The organism is Dickeya sp. CFBP 2040, assembly GCF_012273755.1.
GTDB classification, from domain to species: Bacteria; Pseudomonadota; Gammaproteobacteria; order Enterobacterales; family Enterobacteriaceae; genus Dickeya; species Dickeya poaceiphila.
Genome location: NZ_JAAVXH010000021.1, coordinates 1 through 18,173, shown reverse-complemented (window position 1 = coordinate 18,173; position 18,173 = coordinate 1). Strand labels below are relative to the sequence as shown.

Sequence of the window (18,173 nt, the reverse complement as noted above, 5' to 3'; positions counted from 1 at the left end):
AGCATGATTAATGCGTTTTTCTTTCTTTAACCCATTCCAGAAAGCGCTGACGTGTTCCTTTGTCGGCTTGTTGAAGCCAGGATTGCATAATACCGAGCGTATCTGACGAATTGTCTGGCGTGCAGGTCGCGGCAGAATTTCTGGCAGGGGACGGCGGAGCGAAGGTAATGACGGCTGCTGGCTGGCCTGAACGATTGTAATCCGCCATACGTATTTCGATTTCACCTGCTAACGCTGATTCGTCAATGCGTAATACATCGGTGTGGGTAGCAATCGGCTGGTTTTTGCTATCGACCAGTTGGTAATCGGGTGACTGGCTGAAACGCTGCCATGCTCCGGAGTCTTCCAGGCCAGGAAGACGGATGGAAACTTCACTGAGGTTGTGAGCATCAAATGTGCTAATCAGGCCCGGAGAACGATAAGTCTGTCGGGTTCCCGTTGATCTACCAACTGGTTTCAGGACCTGAAAAACAATTTGGTGGTAGCCTTTTTCCAGTTCGAGGCTGTCGGCGCCATTAAGTAACGAACCGGAGATTTTTTTCCCATCAATCATCATCAGCTCAATATCCGATCTGAGTTTTAGCGTTGTTGCCATCGCTGGAGAACTGAGCGTGAGCAACCACAGCATGGCGGCGATAGCGGAAACTGTTTTCATATCATGCCTCATTACGGATCTCATCGTTGTATTGTTCAGCAATGAATAGAATGTGTCAAAATTTTAAAAATGAAATATTTTGTTATTAATAGGTGGCAAGGAAGTACGTCGTTACACCCGTTATTCGATTGTCGATTGATTTTGCCGGTACAACGTATTGATCTGGGTATTCTGCATTACACTGATAACAGACAACGCCAGTTTTTCTTGCATCAGCGCTGAAGTGGGCGTTGGTCGGATTAACAGTCACGGAGATAATCATGCAAGACAACGATATCAAAGCGTTACTTAATCAGGTAAAAACCATTGCGTTGGTTGGGGCCAGCGATAACCCTTCACGCCCCAGCTATGGGGTAATGGCTTATCTGCTTGGGCAAGGCTACCGGGTCATTCCGGTTAATCCTGGCCTGGCGGGAAACACGCTGCTGGGGCAGCATGTCTACGCATCACTGGCTGAAATTCCAGAACCGGTGGATATGGTGGATGTCTTTCGCCAGTCGGACGCCGTGTTTGAAGTGGCGCAGGATGCCATTGCGATTGGCGCACGGGTGTTGTGGCTACAAATCGGCGTAATTAATGAAGCGGCGGCAGTACTGGCGCATGACGCCGGCTTGTCGGTGGTGATGGATCGTTGTCCGAAAATTGAAATTCCCCGCCTGGAGCTGGAAAAATAGGCTGGGCCGCCTCAGGTCCCGATAAGGAATCACACTGACCGCAGACATGTGCTGCAATCATCCCATCGTCATATGTTAGTGCAGCAGACGCGGCGCACGGCGTCGGATTGTGGCGGCCAGTTCGTCCAGCGATGGATGATCAGAGGGATGGCGGTCCTCACTGATCATGTGTTCTTCTATCAATTGTTCTTCAGCCAGATAAGTGTGAATCGGACGACCGTGCTCATCTTCCATCACTACGTGATACCAGGGGGCGGTTCGCAAGGTATCATTGACCGAAAGCTCCTCCCACTTTGGTTGTTCGAGGGAATACTCAGGATCAATATCGATGACGACGCCAGGGTAACCCAGTAACTTATGACGAATCTGCTGTCCGATGGTGAATTTACAGTTAATCATATGACCTCCCGACTAAGCGCATTACGTACCCTAAATGGGGGAATGGCGTGTGGTTTTCAAGTCATCAGGCGCAGGGGTAATTTGCTGCATCAGGGTGGTTAGCCTGTCAGTCTTTCTATTGTATTAATAATAGGCTGACCGATGGTAAAAAGGCGTTAACTCTGATGCATTTTTACACTGAACCCGGTACGCGATTAGAGGAGGACGATATGTCGACGGTATCTGTGATTGCCTGGGTCTACGGAATGGTGCAGGGCGTGGGGTTTCGCTACCACACTCAACTGCAGGCACGCCAGTTGGGCGTGCGCGGTTATGTCAGAAACTGTGATGACGGCAGTGTGGAAGTTGTTGCCAGTGGCGAGGACCATGCCGTAGAGCAACTGGTTGCTTGGCTAAAACAAGGGGGACCGCGTCATGCAAGGGTGGACAAGGTATTGGTGGAGCCGCATCCTGCCACCGATGCGCGTGATTTTAGCATTCAGTATTGATGAATTAGCCTGCAACTGACTATTCAGATGCATTTCACCGGCTTCGGCAGCCCGGCGATTTTAGTGGCCTGTTTGGCTGGGCCTTTGGGAAACAGGCGATAGAGATAGCGACTGTTGCCTTTTTCTTCGCCGTATTTCTGGGCCATCGCTTTAACCAACATGCGAATGGCCGGAGATGTATTGAATTCGATGTAAAACGCTCTGACAAAGCGCACGACTTCCCAGTGTGCATCAGTGAGTGTGATGCCTTCCTGCTCTGCCAGCATCGGGGCCATGTCTTCCTGCCAGTCGTTGCTGTCTTTCAGATATCCCTGAGCATCGGTTTCGATGACCCGCTCTTCAAACACTAACATATTGCCTCGGTATGACGTGAAAACGCGCCTAGTCTAGCAAACTTTGGCATGTGAGCAGAAGATGGTTGTGGTACCGGTTTGCGCTGATGTCAGCTAAAAAGAAACCAGGCGCCGTAAAAGGCACCTGGTTGAGCGGTATGTATTGTGTGCTTTGATTATTCGCTGCGTGACATTCCCAACAGACTCAGGAGGCTGACAAACAGGTTGTAGATGGAAACATACAGACTGATTGTCGCGCGAATATAATTCGTTTCGCCGCCGTGGATGATATTGCTGGTTTCCCACAGAATGGCGCCAGCGGAAAACAGGATAAACATCGCGCTGATAGCCAGATGCAGCCCCGGCAAATGCAGGAACAGGTTGGCAATGGTTGCCACCAGCAGCACCACGAAACCTGCCATCAACATACCGGACAGGAAAGACATGTCCTTGCGGGTGGTCAGCACGTAAGCGGAGCAGCAGAAGAACACCAGCGCCGTGCCGCCCAGCGCCAGCATGATAATGTCGCTGGCGCCTGCCGCAATCAATGTGCTTAGCAAGGGACCAAGGGTATAACCCATAAAGCCGGTCAGCGCGAACGCGGCCAGAATACCTGCCGGACGTTCCGCCAGCCGATATGTCAGAAACATCAGGCCGTAAAAACCGACCAGTGTCAGAATCAGACCCGGCGCAGGCAGATTTAACACGGTGCTCATGGTGGCAGTGACGGCGGAGAAACCCAGCGTCAGCGATAGCAGGAAATAAGTATTGCGAAGTACTTTGTGAGTACTGAGCAGCGATTGCCCACGAGTGGCGGTGGAAATAATGCGATCCATAGTAACGACTCTCTCTGTTAAAGGGCCATTGTTGTTCTTGAAGCCATTGGTGTTTTTGAAGAGAGTAAGTAGTTGCATTATGTTATTAAAGCCGTTTTACCCTTCTTTACTCAGTTGACAATATGAGCATGATGGCGATTTTGTACGCTTTCAATCTGTTGCTGCCTGTTTTTCAGGCAATTGAGCGATGTACCGCTTTACAATATTCTGCACACTGTTTATAGTTCGCGTCGTTGCGGAGGAGTGGCCGAGTGGTTGAAGGCACCGGTCTTGAAAACCGGCGACGCGAAAGCGTTCTAGAGTTCGAATCTCTACTCCTCCGCCAAAATTCCAACGGGCCAGCATAATGCTGGCCCGTTTTCGTTTGCACTGATTTTCCAGTTTTCAACCCCGGTTTCAATTTCCGTTCATGTGGTTATGCCAGCCTCCTCGGTAGCGCAGTATGATAATGGCTCGCGTTATGGGTTTCGGAGAAAAACATGCAGGTGTTAATCGTAGTCGATATGCAAAACGGGGTGTTCGCCACGCCGCGTTATCAGCAGGATAGCGTGGTTGAACGCATCAATCAGTTGATTGATGCGGCGGATCAGACCATTTTTATTCAACATACGGATGCAGCGATGCCGTACGGCAGTGAAGCATGGCAGGTGTTGCCCTCGCTGCATCGCCCCGCGAACGCGATATCTGTCACCAAAACCGCCTGTGATGCGTTTTATCGCACCGAACTGGCAGAGACGCTGAATCGTCTTCATGTCCGGCACGTTACCGTATGTGGTTGTGCTACTGATTATTGTGTCGATGCCACCATCAAAAACGCCGCCAGTCGTGGTTATGCCCAAACGGTGGCGGGGGATGCCCATACCACGGCGGACAGACGGGCAGTGAGTGCAGCACAACTTATCGACCAGCATAACGATGTCTGGCGCGACTTCATCATCCCCGGTAATACCTTGCTGGTGAAAGACACCGCGGTGATTTTGCAGGAGTGGCAGGCACAACGTTAAGGAGTATGGTGCAGTAGGTCGTTTTCAAGCCAGCGTAGAATGACATCAACAATGTAGCGCTGTTCGTCATCGGTGAGTGGACGATGTTGTTCAATGTGATGCCATTTCTCCAGGCAGCCCCGGCAGCAGGTCGCGGTGGCATGTTGAGCGATAAACACCGGATGGCCGCGCATCGGGGTCTGCTTGCCATCGTTCGCGGGTTCTGCCGGTGCCAGTCGTTGGGCGATGAAATCGGAGGCATGAGCGGCAATCTGCTCTTTCCCTTTGCTAAAGCAGTAGTCGCGCTCTTTGGTGCCCAGATGAAAACGCTGGCGGAAGCGGGAGCGTGATAGCCGTGAAAACAGCTCATCAAGTGTTGTCATGCCCGAAATCTGCGGGTAATGGTCCGAATCAGCCAAGACTACCCTTGTTGCTAAATGTGGGCAAGGTGCCTGATTAACTCATTGTATTATATTGATAATACTGTGATGGGAATCTGGCGTTGAGTCACAAACACCTCAAAAATGGCATCGTATGATCGCAAACGGGACTACCCTAATCAGTACAACGATGGCTTATTTAAGGGGGCGATGATGTATAAGACCATTTTAGTGCCTGTGGATATCGACGAAGCCGCGCTGACCCAAAAGGCATTATCACATGCCGTGGAACTGGCCAGACATTCCGGCGCGACTGTTCATCTGTTTCATGTGCTGCCGGATGCGTCGGCGTTTATGTCAGCGTATTCGTTTGGCATTAAGGAGTTTGAGAATGAAGCAGTGATCAAAGCGGATGAGAAACTGCATTCCTTGATGAAAACCATCGACCTGCCGGCGGATAAACTCTCCCACAGTATTAGTTTCGGTATTCCGCGCGATGAAGTGCTGGAACTGGCTCAGGAAATTGAGGCCGAGCTGATTGTGATCGGCTCGCGCCGCCCGAATGTGAAAACCTATTTGCTGGGGTCAAATGCAGCGGCGATTGTTCGCCATGCGCAGACTTCGGTGCTGATAGTGCGGTAAGGTAAGATAGTCCGTGAGTCGAACAGGCAACGTGTGGGGCATGGTGTCATGTCGGCATGAATGGCCCCATATTTCAACGTCACTGGCTGTCTGTGCTGACGCGCCGGTGATGGCCGCTGTTGAGGGCGTGCTTCTTATCTATTTTTTCTATCTTTTTTGGCACTGCGCACTTTTGCGGCTCTGTACACAAAAGAGTCATGGCAGCTTGACACGCACTGCATCAATCATCTCGGCGATAACAGGTCTATTCGCGTTGGGGCGTCACAATCGTTGAAGCAGCAGGAACGACAGACTGTTCAGTACGTTGTTGCTGAGTGTTCTGGTGGTGGAGAAAAGCGCCGATGGCGGAATAAGCAAAACGACCAAACAGAATAATAAAACTAATCATCAGTACAGTACGGGCGATGCGCGTACCGGATCGTCGTCGTTGGCGCAGAGCTATACGCCGTTTGTGGGTAATCGTAGCCATTGGTTCTCAGTTTCCATGTGATCGCGGACATTCGCTGTATTTTATTTAGGCACAAGCTGGCGGGATGGTCAACGATGAGTAGGGTAAAAAAGCGCGGTGAAGGTGGGCGGCAGACGTGTGGTTGATGATAACGCTGTGATTAACATCGTAGAAAAAGTGAAGGTGGATTAAGAACAGGCCGGACAGCAAACCCGCAGGTGCCCGCCGGCCTGTAAAGATCAGGCTGGCTCTTCTTCGATGTACAGTTTCCAGCCGCTGACATCATCCCAATATTGTTGTTCCCGTTCCAGATCAAGTTGAACCAACATGTTCTGATTGAAAAACCCGTGTGGGAAGATCAGCGTCCACGCGGTTTCGCTGGTGATAAGACGCAGCGTTTTCGGCGTGGTGGTCGCCTGCCGTTGATTGTTCAGCAGAGCGGCGAGGCGCAACAACTGCACCATCGGCAGGTACTGTTTCTTTTTGAACAGATTAAAGCGCGGCAACTCTTCAAGCTTAATCGCCTTGCGATGCAGCCGTACTATTAACGCCAGCAATTGCTGCTGTTCCTGATTGAAACCCGGCAGGTTGGTATTTTGCAGAATATAGGCGGAGTGGCGATGCATACCGCTGTGATTGATGCCAAGCCCCACTTCATGCAGCATGGCAGACCATTTCAGCAGTGCTCCCAGTTGCGGGTGCACCAATGAGGGATTCTGCTGCGCCCATTGGGTATAAAGCTGCTCGGCGGTTTCCCGCACGCGTTTTGCCTGCTCCCTGTCAATGTTGTAATGGCTTGCCAGACTTTGTGCGGTACGGATACGAATATCCTGATGGCGGAAACGCCCCTCCATCTCGTACAGCACCCCTTCGCGCAAAGCGCCGTCTGACAGGCGTAGCTCCCTAATGGCGAGCGCATCAAACACGCCGCACAGGATAGCGAAACCCGGCACCAGCACTGTCTGGCGATCTTCCGTCAGACCCGGCAGGCTGACCGCCCGAAAGTTTTTGAACTGTAGAATGCGCTCACGCAGCATTTCCAGCCGATCTGGGGTGATCAACCCGTCTTTTTCCCCCATCGCCACCAGAATTTCGCAGGTAGCCTTGATAGTGCCGGACGCGCCGAGTGCGTAGTCCCAGCCATAGATACGGTATTCCCACGCCAGTGTTTCCAGTTTCTGGGCGGCGGCGAGCCGGGCGCGCCGGAAGTTGGCTTCGCTAATCTCGCCGTTGGGGAAAAACTGTTGGGCGAAGCTAACACACCCCATGCGGCGGCTTTCCACCAACATGGGTTCAAAGTCTTCACCGATGACCAGCTCGGTGGAACCGCCACCGATGTCGATAACCAGTTTGCGGCCTTTTTCCGGCTGAGTATGTTCTACTCCCATGAAGATCAACCGAGCTTCTTCATTGCCGGAAATAATTTCAATCGGGTAGGGGATAATTTTAGCGGCGCGCCGCAAAAAATCCTGCGCATTGACCGCCTGGCGCAGTGCATGAGTACCGACAATCGAAACATTCGTGGCATTAAAGCCTTGCAGCCGTTCGGCAAACAGCGCCAGACAGCCCAGCCCGCGCTGGATAGACTCCTCGCTTAGCCGGTTCTGGCTGTCCAGCCCGTCGGCCAGATGCACGCGTTGTTTCAGGCGGCTCAACACTTGCAACGCGCCATTGACGACGCGGGCAACCACCATATGGAAACTGTTGGAACCCAGGTCGATAGCTGCAAATTCCTGCGGTTGTTCGGTAGTGTGATTCGTTAACGGCATTGGGTCAGGCCTGTTCTCCGGGTTGCTCAAGCGCCTTGATATAGTCATAGATGGCATTCTGGGCGCGTACTTTGCGCCGGTTACCGCGGGTGACGTAGCGATTGCTCAGTTCCTTGTCTACCACACGGGCTTTTACCGTATCGCTGAACAAAATATCCAGCATGTCCAGCACCCGTTCCTTCAGCCTGTTATCAAGTATTTCCACCGCGACTTCGATACGGTAATCAATATTACGTGTCATCCAGTCAGCGGATGACAGGAAGACCTTGTGGTTGCCACCGTTGTGGAACACATAGACGCGATCATGCTCCAGATAACGGTCAAGGATACTGATAACCCGAATATTATCGCTGATTCCGGGGAGTTCTGGAATCAGCGAACACATGCCGCGCACCAGAAGATTGATTTTTACTCCGGCAGTGGAGGCGGCATACAGCCGGTCTACCAGCCCTTTATCCACCAGATTGTTTACTTTCAGGGTGATTCTGGCTTCCTGACCTGCCTGCGCATTGGCGATTTCATCGTCGATCATCTGATAGAGACGGTCGCGGGAGTTTTGTGGCGACACCAGCAGATAGTCGAAACTGACAGGCCGATACGGGTTTTCAATGAAGTTAAATACCCGGCGGACTTCGTTGGTGATGCGTTCATCTGCGGTCAGCAACGAATAGTCGGTATACAGGCGTGCGGTTTTCTCGTTGAAGTTGCCGGTGCCGATATGGGCGTAACGCACGATGTTGTCCCCTTCCTTGCGGGAAATGAGGAACAATTTGGCGTGGATTTTCAGCCCCGGTACCGAGAAGATAACGTGAACCCCCGCTTCCGTTAGCCGTTTGGCCCAGTGAATATTGGCTTCTTCGTCAAAGCGCGCCTGCAACTCCACTACCACCGTGACTTTCTTGCCGTTGTGGGCGGCGTGGATCATCGAATTGATAATGCGGGAATCTTTCGCCACACGGTAAATATTGATGCGGATCGAGAGTACGCTGGGGTCGAAAGAGGCCTGACGCAGCAGCTCAAGCACGTGTTCAAACGTGTGGTACGGGTAGTACAGCAGCACGTCGCGGTGGCGAATGGCGTCAAAACCGTTGCGGAACTGGCTGAACCAATGATGGCGCAGGCGCGGCATCGGTTTGTTGACCAGATTGGCGCGGCCAATATTCGGGAAGCCGATAAAGTCTTTGAAATTGTGGTAACGACCGCCAGGGATCACGGAATCATAGGAAGAGATTCCCAGGTTATGCAGCAAGCATTCCACCATGGCATCGGGCATGTCGCGTTGATAGACGAAGCGCACCGGCTTGGCGGTCAGGCGTTGCTTCAGGCTGGAGGACATCAATTCCAGCAAGCTGGATTCCATTTCAGTGACCAGATCGTATTCGGCGTCGCGGGTCATTTTCATCGAGTAGGCATTAAGCGAGTCGAATTCGAAAAAGCCGCGGAAAATATCATCGAGACAATAGCGCAGGATGTTGTCGATAAGAATCATCGTCTTGCGGCGATGTGGCGCTTCTGGCGGCAGGTCAACAAAACGGGGAACCTTGTCGGATGGAATTTCCAGCAACGCGTAATCGACTTTCTCGCCGCGGATGATTTCCACCGCCAGGTAGGTGTAATCGTCTTTCAGAAACTCTACCAGATTGGTTTCCGGCAGAAGCAGAATCGGTGTGATGTGTGGGCGCAGGTTCTGCCTGAAATACTCGCGCAGCCAGATTTGCTGGTTGGGGGAAACCTGACGCTCATTGACCAGAAAGATCTGGTTGCGTGCCATTTCCAATAGCAGTTCATTGTACAGGTTGTCGAACAGTTGGTCGGTTTTCAGTACCCTGGTTTGAATTTTGCCGAGTAAATGGCGCAGTTCGCCGGCGGAGCCTTGTTCTTCGTTGATTAGGATACGGCGTTTTAGGTCGGCAAAGCGGACTTTGTAGAACTCATCCAGATTGCTGGAATAGATCCCCAGAAATCGCATCCGTTCAATCAACGGATTCGTTTTGTCCGCCGCTTCCTGCAAAACTCGCTCATTAAAGGATAACCAACTCAACTCTTTTTCTATGTAGAGTTTGTCCTGATGCATTATCGCTCCATTACACTATTTTGACTTAAGTGCAGCTACTATCCACGTTCATTATGGCGCGCAAATGACGATAAAAGCGAATGCGCGTATCGACTTACCATTGTCATATTACAGGTGTAAAGGCAACATATGTTACCCCGTCAATGACGGGAATGTTCACTTCCTCTGTATTTATGCAAGGGGATTGGCAGGTTATCGACACGGCAGGAACAACGGCGACATATGGCGGACTCAGACGGTTTAGCGTATCGGGACAGGCGGCGGGCGTTGATCGACCGGCTGACGCGCCGGATTGTGGTGGGGAGCGGATGGCTGGTGTTGCTGGCGCTGCTGCTGATCTTTTTCTATCTGCTGTATGTGGTCATTCCCTTGTTTTCTCAGGCGTCGGTTCGCCAACTGGCACCGGTGGCTGTTGATATGCGCGAGCCGGCGTTGGCGCTGGGTATCAGTGACAATGGACGTTGGGCTTTCCGGGTGGATGCGGCTGGTTACGGTGAATTTATCGCGCTTGAACGCGGACAGGCGGTAGCGCGTGCGCCGTTAGCTAAGGCGGTAACGCTGGCCGCGATGAGTGTGGGTGAACGCCCACTATTGGTGCTGGGGCAGGCTGATGGCGCACTGAGCGTGGTGCGCCCGGAACTGCCGCTGTCTGGCGTGAGCGCGCCGCAGTGGCGGCATCCTCTGGGCGAGCAACCTCTTCAGCTTGTCGGGGCGGTTCAACCGCTGCGGCAACTGGCGGTTACCGAGTCAGACGCGGTGCCGATAGTGGCGATAATTGACGGCGACAACCAGTTGCAACTCTATACGCTGACCACCGTTGGCGCGCAGTCCGTCTCGCAGGTCACGCTGACCGAACCTGTGGAGCAACTGGTGTTGACGCCGGACGGGCAGCAGCTTTATACCCTGAACGGTCATCGCCTGACGGTGTGGCGACTCCGTGAGCAAGTGCTTACCGCCCGTGAAACGGTGGTGCTGCCGGGAGCCGCGCCGTTGTCGTTGTCGCTGCTGGCAGGAGGGCATTCATTGCTGGTTAAATCCGCAGATGGGGATATCAGCCAATGGTCTGATATCCCAACCACTGCGGGTCCTCGCCTGAGTGAACTGCGCACGTTCCCGACTCATGGGCGACAACTGCAACTGGTGACCGAACCGCGTCGCCGCGTGTTTGCCACCCTTGACCCGCAAGGGCATTTCTCACTGTTTGCCAGCAAACAATCCGACGAGTTGATCAGCACCTCGTTGGTGCCGCAGGCCCGGCTGGCGGTATTTTCTCCGCTTGGGCGGGCATTATTGGTTGAAACGGACTCTGGCTTGCAGCCCTATCAGCTCGATAACGCTTACCCGGATGTTGGCTGGCGTGGGTTGTGGCAACAGCTCTGGTATGAAAGCTATCCCGCAGCGGATTACGTCTGGCAGCCTACCGCCGCCGACGACAGTTATCAGGCCAAATTTAGTCTGGTCCCGCTGCTGGTTGGTACGTTCAAAGCGGCGCTCTATGCCATGCTGTTCGCAGCGCCACTGGCGCTGGCCGCGGCAATTTATACCGCCTGTTTTATGACGCCGACGTTGCGACGCTGGATCAAACCCGCGATGGAAATCATGGGCGCTTTGCCGACGGTGGTGATTGGGTTGATTGCCGCGCTGTGGCTGGCGCCGCACATGGCTACCTATCTGGCCGCGATTTTGCTATTGCCGCCGTTATGGGGGCTGGCGGTGTTGGGATGCGGCTGGTCACTGGAGCAATTACCTGCGCGCTGGCGCCGCGGCGTGTCGGCGGGGTGGGATGCGTTGCTGCTGATACCGGCGATGTTGTTGATGTTGGCGCTAGCGTGCTGGCTGGGACCCTGGCTGGAATTACGCTTGCTGGGGCAGCCGCTGTGGCAATGGATGGGCGATCATTTCAGCCAGCGTAATACGCTGGTGGCGGGGGTAGCGCTGGGGTTCGCGTTGATCCCGTTGATTTTTTCGCTGGCTGAAGATGCGCTGTTCAGCGTGCCGACCCGGTTGAGCCAGGGTTCGCTGGCGCTGGGCGCGACAGCCTGGCAAACGCTGTGGCGGGTGGTGCTGCCATCGGCCAGTTCCGGCATTTTTGCTGCCCTGATGCTCAGCTTTGGCCGTGCGGTGGGGGAAACCATGATTGTGCTGATGGCGACCGGCAATACGCCGGTGATGGACAATAGCCTGTTTCAGGGATTGCGAGCACTGGCGGCCAATATTGCGATTGAAATGCCGGAAGCGGCGATGTCCAGTGCACACTACCGGGTGCTGTTTCTGGCTGCGCTGGTGCTGTTTATGTTTACCTTTGTGGTCAATTCGCTGGCGGAGGTGATTCGTCAGCGTCTGCGTCGTCGTTACCGCGATGAGGGATACTTGTCATGAGGCGATGGTTTAGCACCGGAACGCCCTGGGTATGGCTAACGGCGTCCGCCATCACCTTTAGTTTGCTTGCCATGGTGGCGGTGTTTGCGCTGCTGGTCGGGCAGAGTGTGCGCTATCTGTGGCCGCAACCGGTGTGGCTGTTTAGTCTGCATGATGCACAGGGGAGTCTGCGCCAGTTGATTGGTGAGCGTTACGACGAACAGCCGTTGACCCGACAACAATTGACGGATGCCGGCATCGTTAATCCGCCCGCAGAAGGCGCTACCCGTTATTTGCTTAAAACCGGGTGGCGGGAGTTTTACGGTCAGAGCTTCCAGACGCTGTTGTCTACTTCGGTGATCGATGCCAGTCAGCCAACCGACGTGCTGGCGGTGCGCCGTACCGCCAACGGCATAGCGTATGGTTATCTTGATGGCATGACCGAAGACGGGCAGCCACTGGTGTCTGACAACCTGCCATCGACATTGCAGCAACGTATTGTGCTGGTTCGGCAATGGAAAGCGCGTGCGCAGACCTTGCGACAGGGGGAGATAAGTCGGGTTAACCAGCAGTTCGGCGCGCTGAGGCTGCAGGAAGGGAAGCTACGCCGGGAAAACCGGTTGAGTGAACAGGCACAGGCGCGTCTTAACGCTGAACGTATCGAGCTGGAGCATCATTTCAACGCGCTTAACCAACAACTGATAGCGATCAATGCCGAGATTAACCGGACTGCCGTTTGGTTGCGGGACGCACAAGGGCAGCGGCGTACTATTCCGGTCAGCATGATCGAGCGGGCCTGGTATCCCAATGCGATGACCATTTCTGAAAAAGCGCAGCAGACTTTGCAGGTGTTGGGCACCATGCTGACCCGCTTCGAGCCGGATGACAGTAACCCCGGTCAACTGTTGCCAGCGATTTTCGGCACGGTGCTGTTGGTTATTCTGATGTCGGTTATCGTGATGCCGCTGGGCGTGGTGGCCGCGGTCTATCTGCACGAGTACGCCGACAATACCAGCCTGACCCGCTGGGTGCGGGTTGCGGTGGCGAATCTGGCCGGGGTGCCGTCGATTGTCTACGGCGTGTTTGGGCTGGGTTTTTTTGTTTATCTGGTAGGCGGTACGCTGGATCAGCTGTTTTACGCCGAGTCGCTGCCTAACCCGACCTTTGGCACGCCGGGGCTGCTGTGGGCGTCGCTGACGCTGGCGCTGCTGACGCTGCCGGTGGTGATTGTGTCCACCGAGGAGGGGCTGTCGCGTATTCCGGTATCGGTGCGTCATGGTTCGCTGGCGCTGGGGGCGACACGGGCGGAAACCTTGTGGCACGTGGTGTTGCCGATGGCGGTGCCGGCGATGATGACCGGGCTGATTTTAGCGGTGGCGCGGGCGGCGGGAGAAACCGCGCCGCTAATGTTGGTCGGGGTGGTGAAATCGGTGCCGGCGTTACCGGTGGATGATATCTTCCCTTATCTGCATCTGGAGCGGAAATTCATGCACCTGGGGTTCCAGATTTACGATCTGGCATTCCAGAGTCCGGATGTGGAAGCGGCTCGCCCGTTGGTGTATACCACCGCGCTGCTGCTGGTATTGATTGTGGTGGCGCTGAATCTGGCGGCTATCGGTATTCGCCATGTGCTGCGGGAAAAATACCGGGCGATGTCGCTCTAAAGTGGAGGGAGAAGAGTAATGGGAATGCCTGGACAACTGGAACGACTCCCTGTGATGGATGTCCATCAGTTAACTGATGAGCAAACGGCGTTGTCGGTCGGTGGGTTGAATCTGTATTACGGCGACAAACAAGCGCTGTGCGATATCTCTCTGCGTATTCCGAAAAACCGTGTCACTGCGCTGATTGGGCCGTCTGGCTGCGGCAAGTCCACGTTGTTGCGCTGTTTTAACCGCATGAACGATCTGATGGATCACTGTCGTATTGAAGGTGATATTCGCCTGCAAGGCATGTGTATCAACGATCCTTCGTTAGATGTGTCGATGCTGCGCCGTCGGGTAGGCATGGTATTCCAGCGGCCCAATCCGTTTCCTAAATCCATCTATGAGAACGTGATTTACGGTTTGCGTTTGCAGGGGGTGAAAGACCGGCGTCTGCTGGATGACGCGGTGGAAAACGCGCTGCGTGCGGCAGCGTTATGGCATGAGGTAAAAGACCGGCTCAGCGACAATGCGCTGACGCTTTCCAGCGGCCAGCAGCAGCGGCTGGTGATCGCCCGTGCTATCGCCATCGAGCCAGAGGTGTTGTTGCTCGACGAGCCTACTTCGGCGCTTGACCCGATCTCGACGCTGGTGATTGAAGAACTGATAGGGGCGCTGAAGCGCCGTTTTACGCTGGTGCTGGTGACGCATAACATGCAGCAGGCGGCTAGGGTGTCTGATTACACGGCGTTTATCCATCATGGCCGCCTGATTGAATACAACGAGACTGACTCACTGTTTACCGCTCCTGGAGAACGCCGTACCGAGGATTACATCACCGGTCGTTTGGGGTAGCCATTGTCAGGCGCTGTACCGACGTATGCGTTGCATGAGGCGTGATTATTTCCATATCTTTTTCTTATGAAAAATTGACCTGTGTCGAGAAACTAACGTTTAGTTACCCGACTGTCGCTGTGATTACACGGGGTGATGATAAACTGCGCACAGTTTAGCGTAGGGGCAGATAGCAGCATTATGAGATTCAGTACCATGAGCGAAGGTGACATCATCACCGAGCTTTGTCGGCGAATAAAAGACGCACGTATTCAGCAGCGGTTATCCCAGGTAGATTTGGCCGAGCGCGCCGGGCTTGGCATCGCCACTATCAAGCGGGCGGAGATGGGCGAATCCATTACCCTGAGCAGCCTGCTGGCGATTCTGCGCGGGTTGAATCGTCTGCATCAACTGGAAGGCGTGTTGTTTGATGCTGAAGTCGAGAATTTCAATGCGCGGCTAAATGGCGGGCAACCGCGTGCGCCGTTACGCATTCGTAAGAAAAATACCGACACGCCAGCGCCTGCCGCTGCATCGGAATCGATGCCGAAACCGGTCGCCAGTGCGCTTGACTGGTATGTTTCTGCCGCAGAAAACAACCTGATCTGGTCCTGGCCGGACAACGAGAAAAAACCTTCCTGAAGGCTCGCCGGGCTGATGGGGTTGCATCAGCCCGGCGGGTTACGTCTGTTTTTAGCGCAGGCGGTGCGTGGTTAAACGCACCGCTTTTTTATTCGCACTGCACTACCTTGATCGCCAGACCGCCGCGGGAGGTTTCGCGGTATTTGGCATTCATGTCCTTGCCGGTTTCGTACATGGTTTCGATCACTTTATCCAGTGAGACGCGGGGTTCGCTGGCGCGGCGAATGGCCATGCGCGCAGCGTTGATCGCCTTGACGGACGCAATGGCGTTGCGCTCGATACAGGGAACCTGAACCTGCCCGGCCACCGGGTCGCAGGTTAGCCCAAGATTGTGTTCCATGCCGATTTCGGCGGCGATGCACACCTGTTCCGGATTGGCTCCCAGCAATTCCGCCAAACCGGCGGCGGCCATCGAGCAGGCAACCCCGACCTCACCCTGACAACCCACTTCCGCCCCGGAAATAGAGGCGTTCATTTTGAACAGAATGCCGATGGCACCGGCGGCCAGAAAATAACGCAGGTACGTATCTGGCGTTACCGGTTGAATAAACCGGTCGTAATAGGCCAGTACGGCAGGAATAATGCCGCAGGCGCCGTTGGTCGGTGCCGTTACCACCCGGCCACCCGCGGCATTTTCTTCCGATACCGCCATGGCGAACATATTGACCCAGTCCATAGCATCCATCGGGTCGTTGGAAAAACGTCCGTTGGTGAACAACAGGCGGTGTAGCGCCGAGGCACGACGTGGCACGCGCAGTGGGCCGGGCAACACGCCTTCGGTGTTCATACCGCGATGAATGGCATTCTGCATGGTTTGCCAGACGCTGGCGAAGTAGGTTTCCAGTGCGTCGCGGCCATGCATGGCGATCTCGTTTTTCATCACCACGGCTGAGAGCGACAGGCAGTTATCGTGACAGTGCTGCAACAGCTGTCGGGCGGAATAGAATGGCCAGGGAGCGCGTTCTTCCTGCGAGATGGGCTGGCCGAAGTGCTCCTGATCGACGACAAAACCGCCGCCGATAGAGTAGTAGGTTTTGCTGTACAGCACGTTCTGGCTGGCATCGAGTGCGCGGATCGTCATGCCGTTTTCGTGCAGCGGCAGGTTTTCCGGCTGGAAACGCAGCGCGCTGTCCAGCGGGAAGTTGACCTCATAGCGTCCACCGAGCAACGGCAGGCGACGGGTGTGTTGCACTTGTTGAATAAACGCCGGAATAGCGTCGATATCCACGCTGTCCGGCAGGTTGCCGGCCAGTCCCATAATAATGGCGATATCGGTGTGGTGGCCCTTGCCGGTCAGAGCCAGCGAACCATAAACATCAACGATAATGGCATCAACCGATGAAATCAGAGACAGGTTGACCAGAGAGTCGGTGAACATGTTGCCAGCTTTCATCGGGCCAACGGTATGCGAACTGGAAGGGCCGATACCAATTTTGAAAATATCAAATACGCTGACCATAGGGGTTCCTTTACAGCTGACGCAGGCAGCAGATCCGCCTGCGTCGGGAGAGGATAGAGGCATTACTCGAACAGGGTGTAGACGATAGCGGTGATGGCGATCAGGCCCAGCAGGGTGACGAACACATTGCTCAACGCGCCGCTGTACTGGCGCATGGCCGGCACTTTCCGGATAGCGTACATCGGCATCAGGAACAGCAGACAGGCGATCACCGGGCCGCCCAGCGTTTCAATCATGCCCAGAATGCTGGGGTTAAGGGTTGCGACCAGCCAGGTGGTAAGCAGCATGAACAGCGCAGTGATGCGGTTCAGTTTGTCGGTCGGGATGGTCTTGCCGCGGCTGCGCAGCATTTTCACCATCATGCCGTTCAGACCTTCGCCTGCGCCCAGATAGTGACCCAGGAATGACTTGGAGATGGCGATAGTGGCGATGACCGGCGCCAGATAGCCCATCACCGGGTTGTTAAAGTGGTTAGCCAGATAAGACAGAATCGAAATGTTCTGTGCTTTCGCTTCCATCAGGTCAGACGGAGAGAGCGCCAGTACGCAACTGAACACGAAGAACATGACCGTCAGCACCATCATGGTGTGGCTGCAGGCCAGAATGCGAGAGCATTTTTTCTCGGCGTTATCACCGTATTCACGGCGTTTAGCTACCGCGAAAGACGAAATAATCGGCGAGTGGTTGAAAGAAAACACCATCACCGGAATCGCCAGCCACAGGGTTGCCAGCAAGCCGTTGCCGGTGTTGCTGTTGGTTAGGGAAATATTATGGAAAACGCCAGTGTTCCAATGTGGAACTAAATACAATGCCAGCATCATTAATACTGCCACAAACGGATATACCAGCACGCTCATGGCTTTTACAATCATGGCCTCGCCGAAACGAACAATAAACATCAACCCCAAAATCAATATCAACGATAGAATCGCGCGCGGTGGCGAGGGTAAATGCAACTGGTGGGTAATAAAACTGTCAACAGTGTTGGTTATAGCAACACTGTAAACCAGAAGAATCGGATAAATAGCGAAAAAATAGAGCAGGGTGATTAATTTTCCTGCACCAGTACCAAAATGTTCTTCTACCACTTCGGTAATATCTTCGCCGCCTTTTTTACCGGATAAAACAAAACGGCATAATGCGCGGTGAGAAAAATAGGTCATTGGGAAAGCAATAATTGCCATGATAATCAACGGAATCAGACCGCCGATACCGGCATTAATCGGCAAAAACAGCACGCCTGCGCCAATTGCCGTACCATACAGGCCCAGCATCCAGACGGTATCGCTTTTGCGCCAGCCTGAAGCGTGATCCAGTACCTGACTGCTGTCTTGAATTGTGCTCATGCGAGTTTCTCCTTGGTGAAAACAGAGTATAAAAAATACCGTACCGGCAGCAGACCAATACAGAGATAATTGCAGGTGTCACACGCGATATCATGTGAATTAAGAGTAATCTTTGTTGTGGCGGCATTCTATATCCTGCTCGACGGAGAATAATAGTGAGGCGATCACAAAAATGATTGGGAGTCAATTATTTTAACCTTTAATGATTAAA

At 53.9% G+C, this 18,173-nt stretch carries 18 protein-coding genes and 1 tRNA gene; 9 read left to right on the top strand and 10 right to left on the bottom strand.

Features of this window, described 5'->3' with window-relative positions:
- Window positions 1-7 precede the first annotated feature (7 nt).
- Entirely contained in the window at window positions 8-655 is a 648-nt protein-coding gene (locus Dpoa2040_RS02845; RefSeq protein WP_168640223.1) for a DUF2057 family protein, read from the bottom strand.
- A gap of 260 nt (window positions 656-915) precedes the next feature.
- Between Dpoa2040_RS02845 and Dpoa2040_RS02840 the strand changes: the two genes are divergently transcribed.
- Window positions 916-1,329, top strand: a complete 414-nt coding sequence (locus tag Dpoa2040_RS02840) for a CoA-binding protein (RefSeq protein WP_168640222.1) — start codon at window positions 916-918, stop codon at window positions 1,327-1,329.
- Between the two features lie 75 nt (window positions 1,330-1,404).
- Here the strand turns inward: Dpoa2040_RS02840 and hspQ are convergent, their stop codons facing one another.
- Window positions 1,405-1,728, bottom strand: coding sequence for a heat shock protein HspQ (gene hspQ, locus Dpoa2040_RS02835; RefSeq protein WP_042872025.1), 324 nt, complete (start codon window positions 1,726-1,728; stop codon window positions 1,405-1,407).
- Window positions 1,729-1,937: 209 nt separating this feature from the next.
- Here hspQ and yccX point away from each other — a divergent pair, with 209 nt between their 5' ends.
- Entirely contained in the window at window positions 1,938-2,216 is a 279-nt protein-coding gene (gene yccX / locus Dpoa2040_RS02830) for an acylphosphatase (RefSeq protein ID WP_168640221.1), read from the top strand.
- A gap of 23 nt (window positions 2,217-2,239) precedes the next feature.
- Here yccX and tusE read toward each other — a convergent pair whose 3' ends face one another.
- Both tusE and yccA read right to left on the bottom strand, forming a co-directional pair.
- On the bottom strand, window positions 2,240-2,569 hold the full coding sequence (tusE, locus tag Dpoa2040_RS02825; RefSeq protein ID WP_042872019.1) for a sulfurtransferase TusE: 330 nt from the start codon (window positions 2,567-2,569) through the stop codon (window positions 2,240-2,242).
- Between the two features lie 155 nt (window positions 2,570-2,724).
- Window positions 2,725-3,384: an FtsH protease modulator YccA gene (yccA, locus tag Dpoa2040_RS02820; RefSeq protein ID WP_042872017.1), complete on the bottom strand. Its 660-nt coding sequence runs from the start codon at window positions 3,382-3,384 to the stop codon at window positions 2,725-2,727.
- A gap of 237 nt (window positions 3,385-3,621) precedes the next feature.
- Here yccA and Dpoa2040_RS02815 point away from each other — a divergent pair.
- Both Dpoa2040_RS02815 and Dpoa2040_RS02810 read left to right on the top strand, forming a co-directional pair.
- Window positions 3,622-3,709: transfer RNA gene (locus Dpoa2040_RS02815), tRNA-Ser, on the top strand.
- 154 nt (window positions 3,710-3,863) lie between these two features.
- Window positions 3,864-4,388, top strand: coding sequence for an isochorismatase family protein (locus tag Dpoa2040_RS02810; RefSeq protein ID WP_168640220.1), 525 nt, complete (start codon window positions 3,864-3,866; stop codon window positions 4,386-4,388).
- On the opposite strand, the gene Dpoa2040_RS02805 is transcribed toward Dpoa2040_RS02810, so the two are convergent.
- A complete protein-coding gene (locus Dpoa2040_RS02805; protein ID WP_168640219.1) occupies window positions 4,385-4,750 on the bottom strand; it encodes a DUF4186 domain-containing protein in 366 nt (121 codons plus the stop codon). The two genes, Dpoa2040_RS02810 and Dpoa2040_RS02805, sit on opposite strands and share 4 nt — an antisense overlap.
- A 210-nt stretch (window positions 4,751-4,960) precedes the next feature.
- Here Dpoa2040_RS02805 and Dpoa2040_RS02800 point away from each other — a divergent pair, with 210 nt between their 5' ends.
- Window positions 4,961-5,389 carry a universal stress protein gene (locus tag Dpoa2040_RS02800; protein WP_168640218.1) on the top strand — a complete coding sequence of 143 codons (429 nt, stop codon included), beginning with the start codon at window positions 4,961-4,963 and terminating at the stop codon, window positions 5,387-5,389.
- Between the two features lie 244 nt (window positions 5,390-5,633).
- Here the strand turns inward: Dpoa2040_RS02800 and Dpoa2040_RS02795 are convergent, their stop codons facing one another.
- The 3 genes from Dpoa2040_RS02795 to ppk1 all read right to left on the bottom strand — a co-directional run bounded on the left by Dpoa2040_RS02795 (window position 5,634) and on the right by ppk1 (window position 9,680).
- Window positions 5,634-5,858, bottom strand: a complete 225-nt coding sequence (locus Dpoa2040_RS02795; protein WP_168640217.1) for a YfgG family protein — start codon at window positions 5,856-5,858, stop codon at window positions 5,634-5,636.
- Between the two features lie 218 nt (window positions 5,859-6,076).
- Window positions 6,077-7,606 (bottom strand): exopolyphosphatase, encoded by a 1,530-nt coding sequence (gene ppx, locus Dpoa2040_RS02790; RefSeq protein WP_168640216.1) that lies wholly within the window; start codon window positions 7,604-7,606, stop codon window positions 6,077-6,079.
- A gap of 4 nt (window positions 7,607-7,610) precedes the next feature.
- Window positions 7,611-9,680: a polyphosphate kinase 1 gene (gene ppk1, locus Dpoa2040_RS02785; RefSeq protein WP_168640215.1), complete on the bottom strand. Its 2,070-nt coding sequence runs from the start codon at window positions 9,678-9,680 to the stop codon at window positions 7,611-7,613.
- Between the two features lie 222 nt (window positions 9,681-9,902).
- Between ppk1 and Dpoa2040_RS02780 the strand changes: the two genes are divergently transcribed.
- The 4 genes from Dpoa2040_RS02780 (at window position 9,903) to Dpoa2040_RS02765 (ending at window position 15,157) form a co-directional block, all read left to right on the top strand.
- Complete coding sequence (locus Dpoa2040_RS02780) at window positions 9,903-12,059, top strand: ABC transporter permease subunit (RefSeq protein WP_168640214.1); 2,157 nt, start codon at window positions 9,903-9,905, stop codon at window positions 12,057-12,059.
- A complete protein-coding gene (gene pstA / locus Dpoa2040_RS02775; protein ID WP_168640213.1) occupies window positions 12,056-13,702 on the top strand; it encodes a phosphate ABC transporter permease PstA in 1,647 nt (548 codons plus the stop codon). Before Dpoa2040_RS02780 ends, pstA begins: the two co-directional genes overlap by 4 nt.
- A gap of 18 nt (window positions 13,703-13,720) precedes the next feature.
- Window positions 13,721-14,536, top strand: coding sequence for a phosphate ABC transporter ATP-binding protein PstB (gene pstB / locus Dpoa2040_RS02770; RefSeq protein ID WP_042871991.1), 816 nt, complete (start codon window positions 13,721-13,723; stop codon window positions 14,534-14,536).
- A gap of 180 nt (window positions 14,537-14,716) precedes the next feature.
- On the top strand, window positions 14,717-15,157 hold the full coding sequence (locus Dpoa2040_RS02765; RefSeq protein ID WP_042871989.1) for a helix-turn-helix domain-containing protein: 441 nt from the start codon (window positions 14,717-14,719) through the stop codon (window positions 15,155-15,157).
- A gap of 88 nt (window positions 15,158-15,245) precedes the next feature.
- On the opposite strand, the gene Dpoa2040_RS02760 is transcribed toward Dpoa2040_RS02765, so the two are convergent.
- A complete protein-coding gene (locus Dpoa2040_RS02760) occupies window positions 15,246-16,616 on the bottom strand; it encodes an L-serine ammonia-lyase (RefSeq protein WP_168640212.1) in 1,371 nt (456 codons plus the stop codon).
- Window positions 16,617-16,678: 62 nt separating this feature from the next.
- On the bottom strand, window positions 16,679-17,962 hold the full coding sequence (locus Dpoa2040_RS02755; protein ID WP_168640211.1) for an HAAAP family serine/threonine permease: 1,284 nt from the start codon (window positions 17,960-17,962) through the stop codon (window positions 16,679-16,681).
- Window positions 17,963-18,173: the final 211 nt, after the last annotated feature.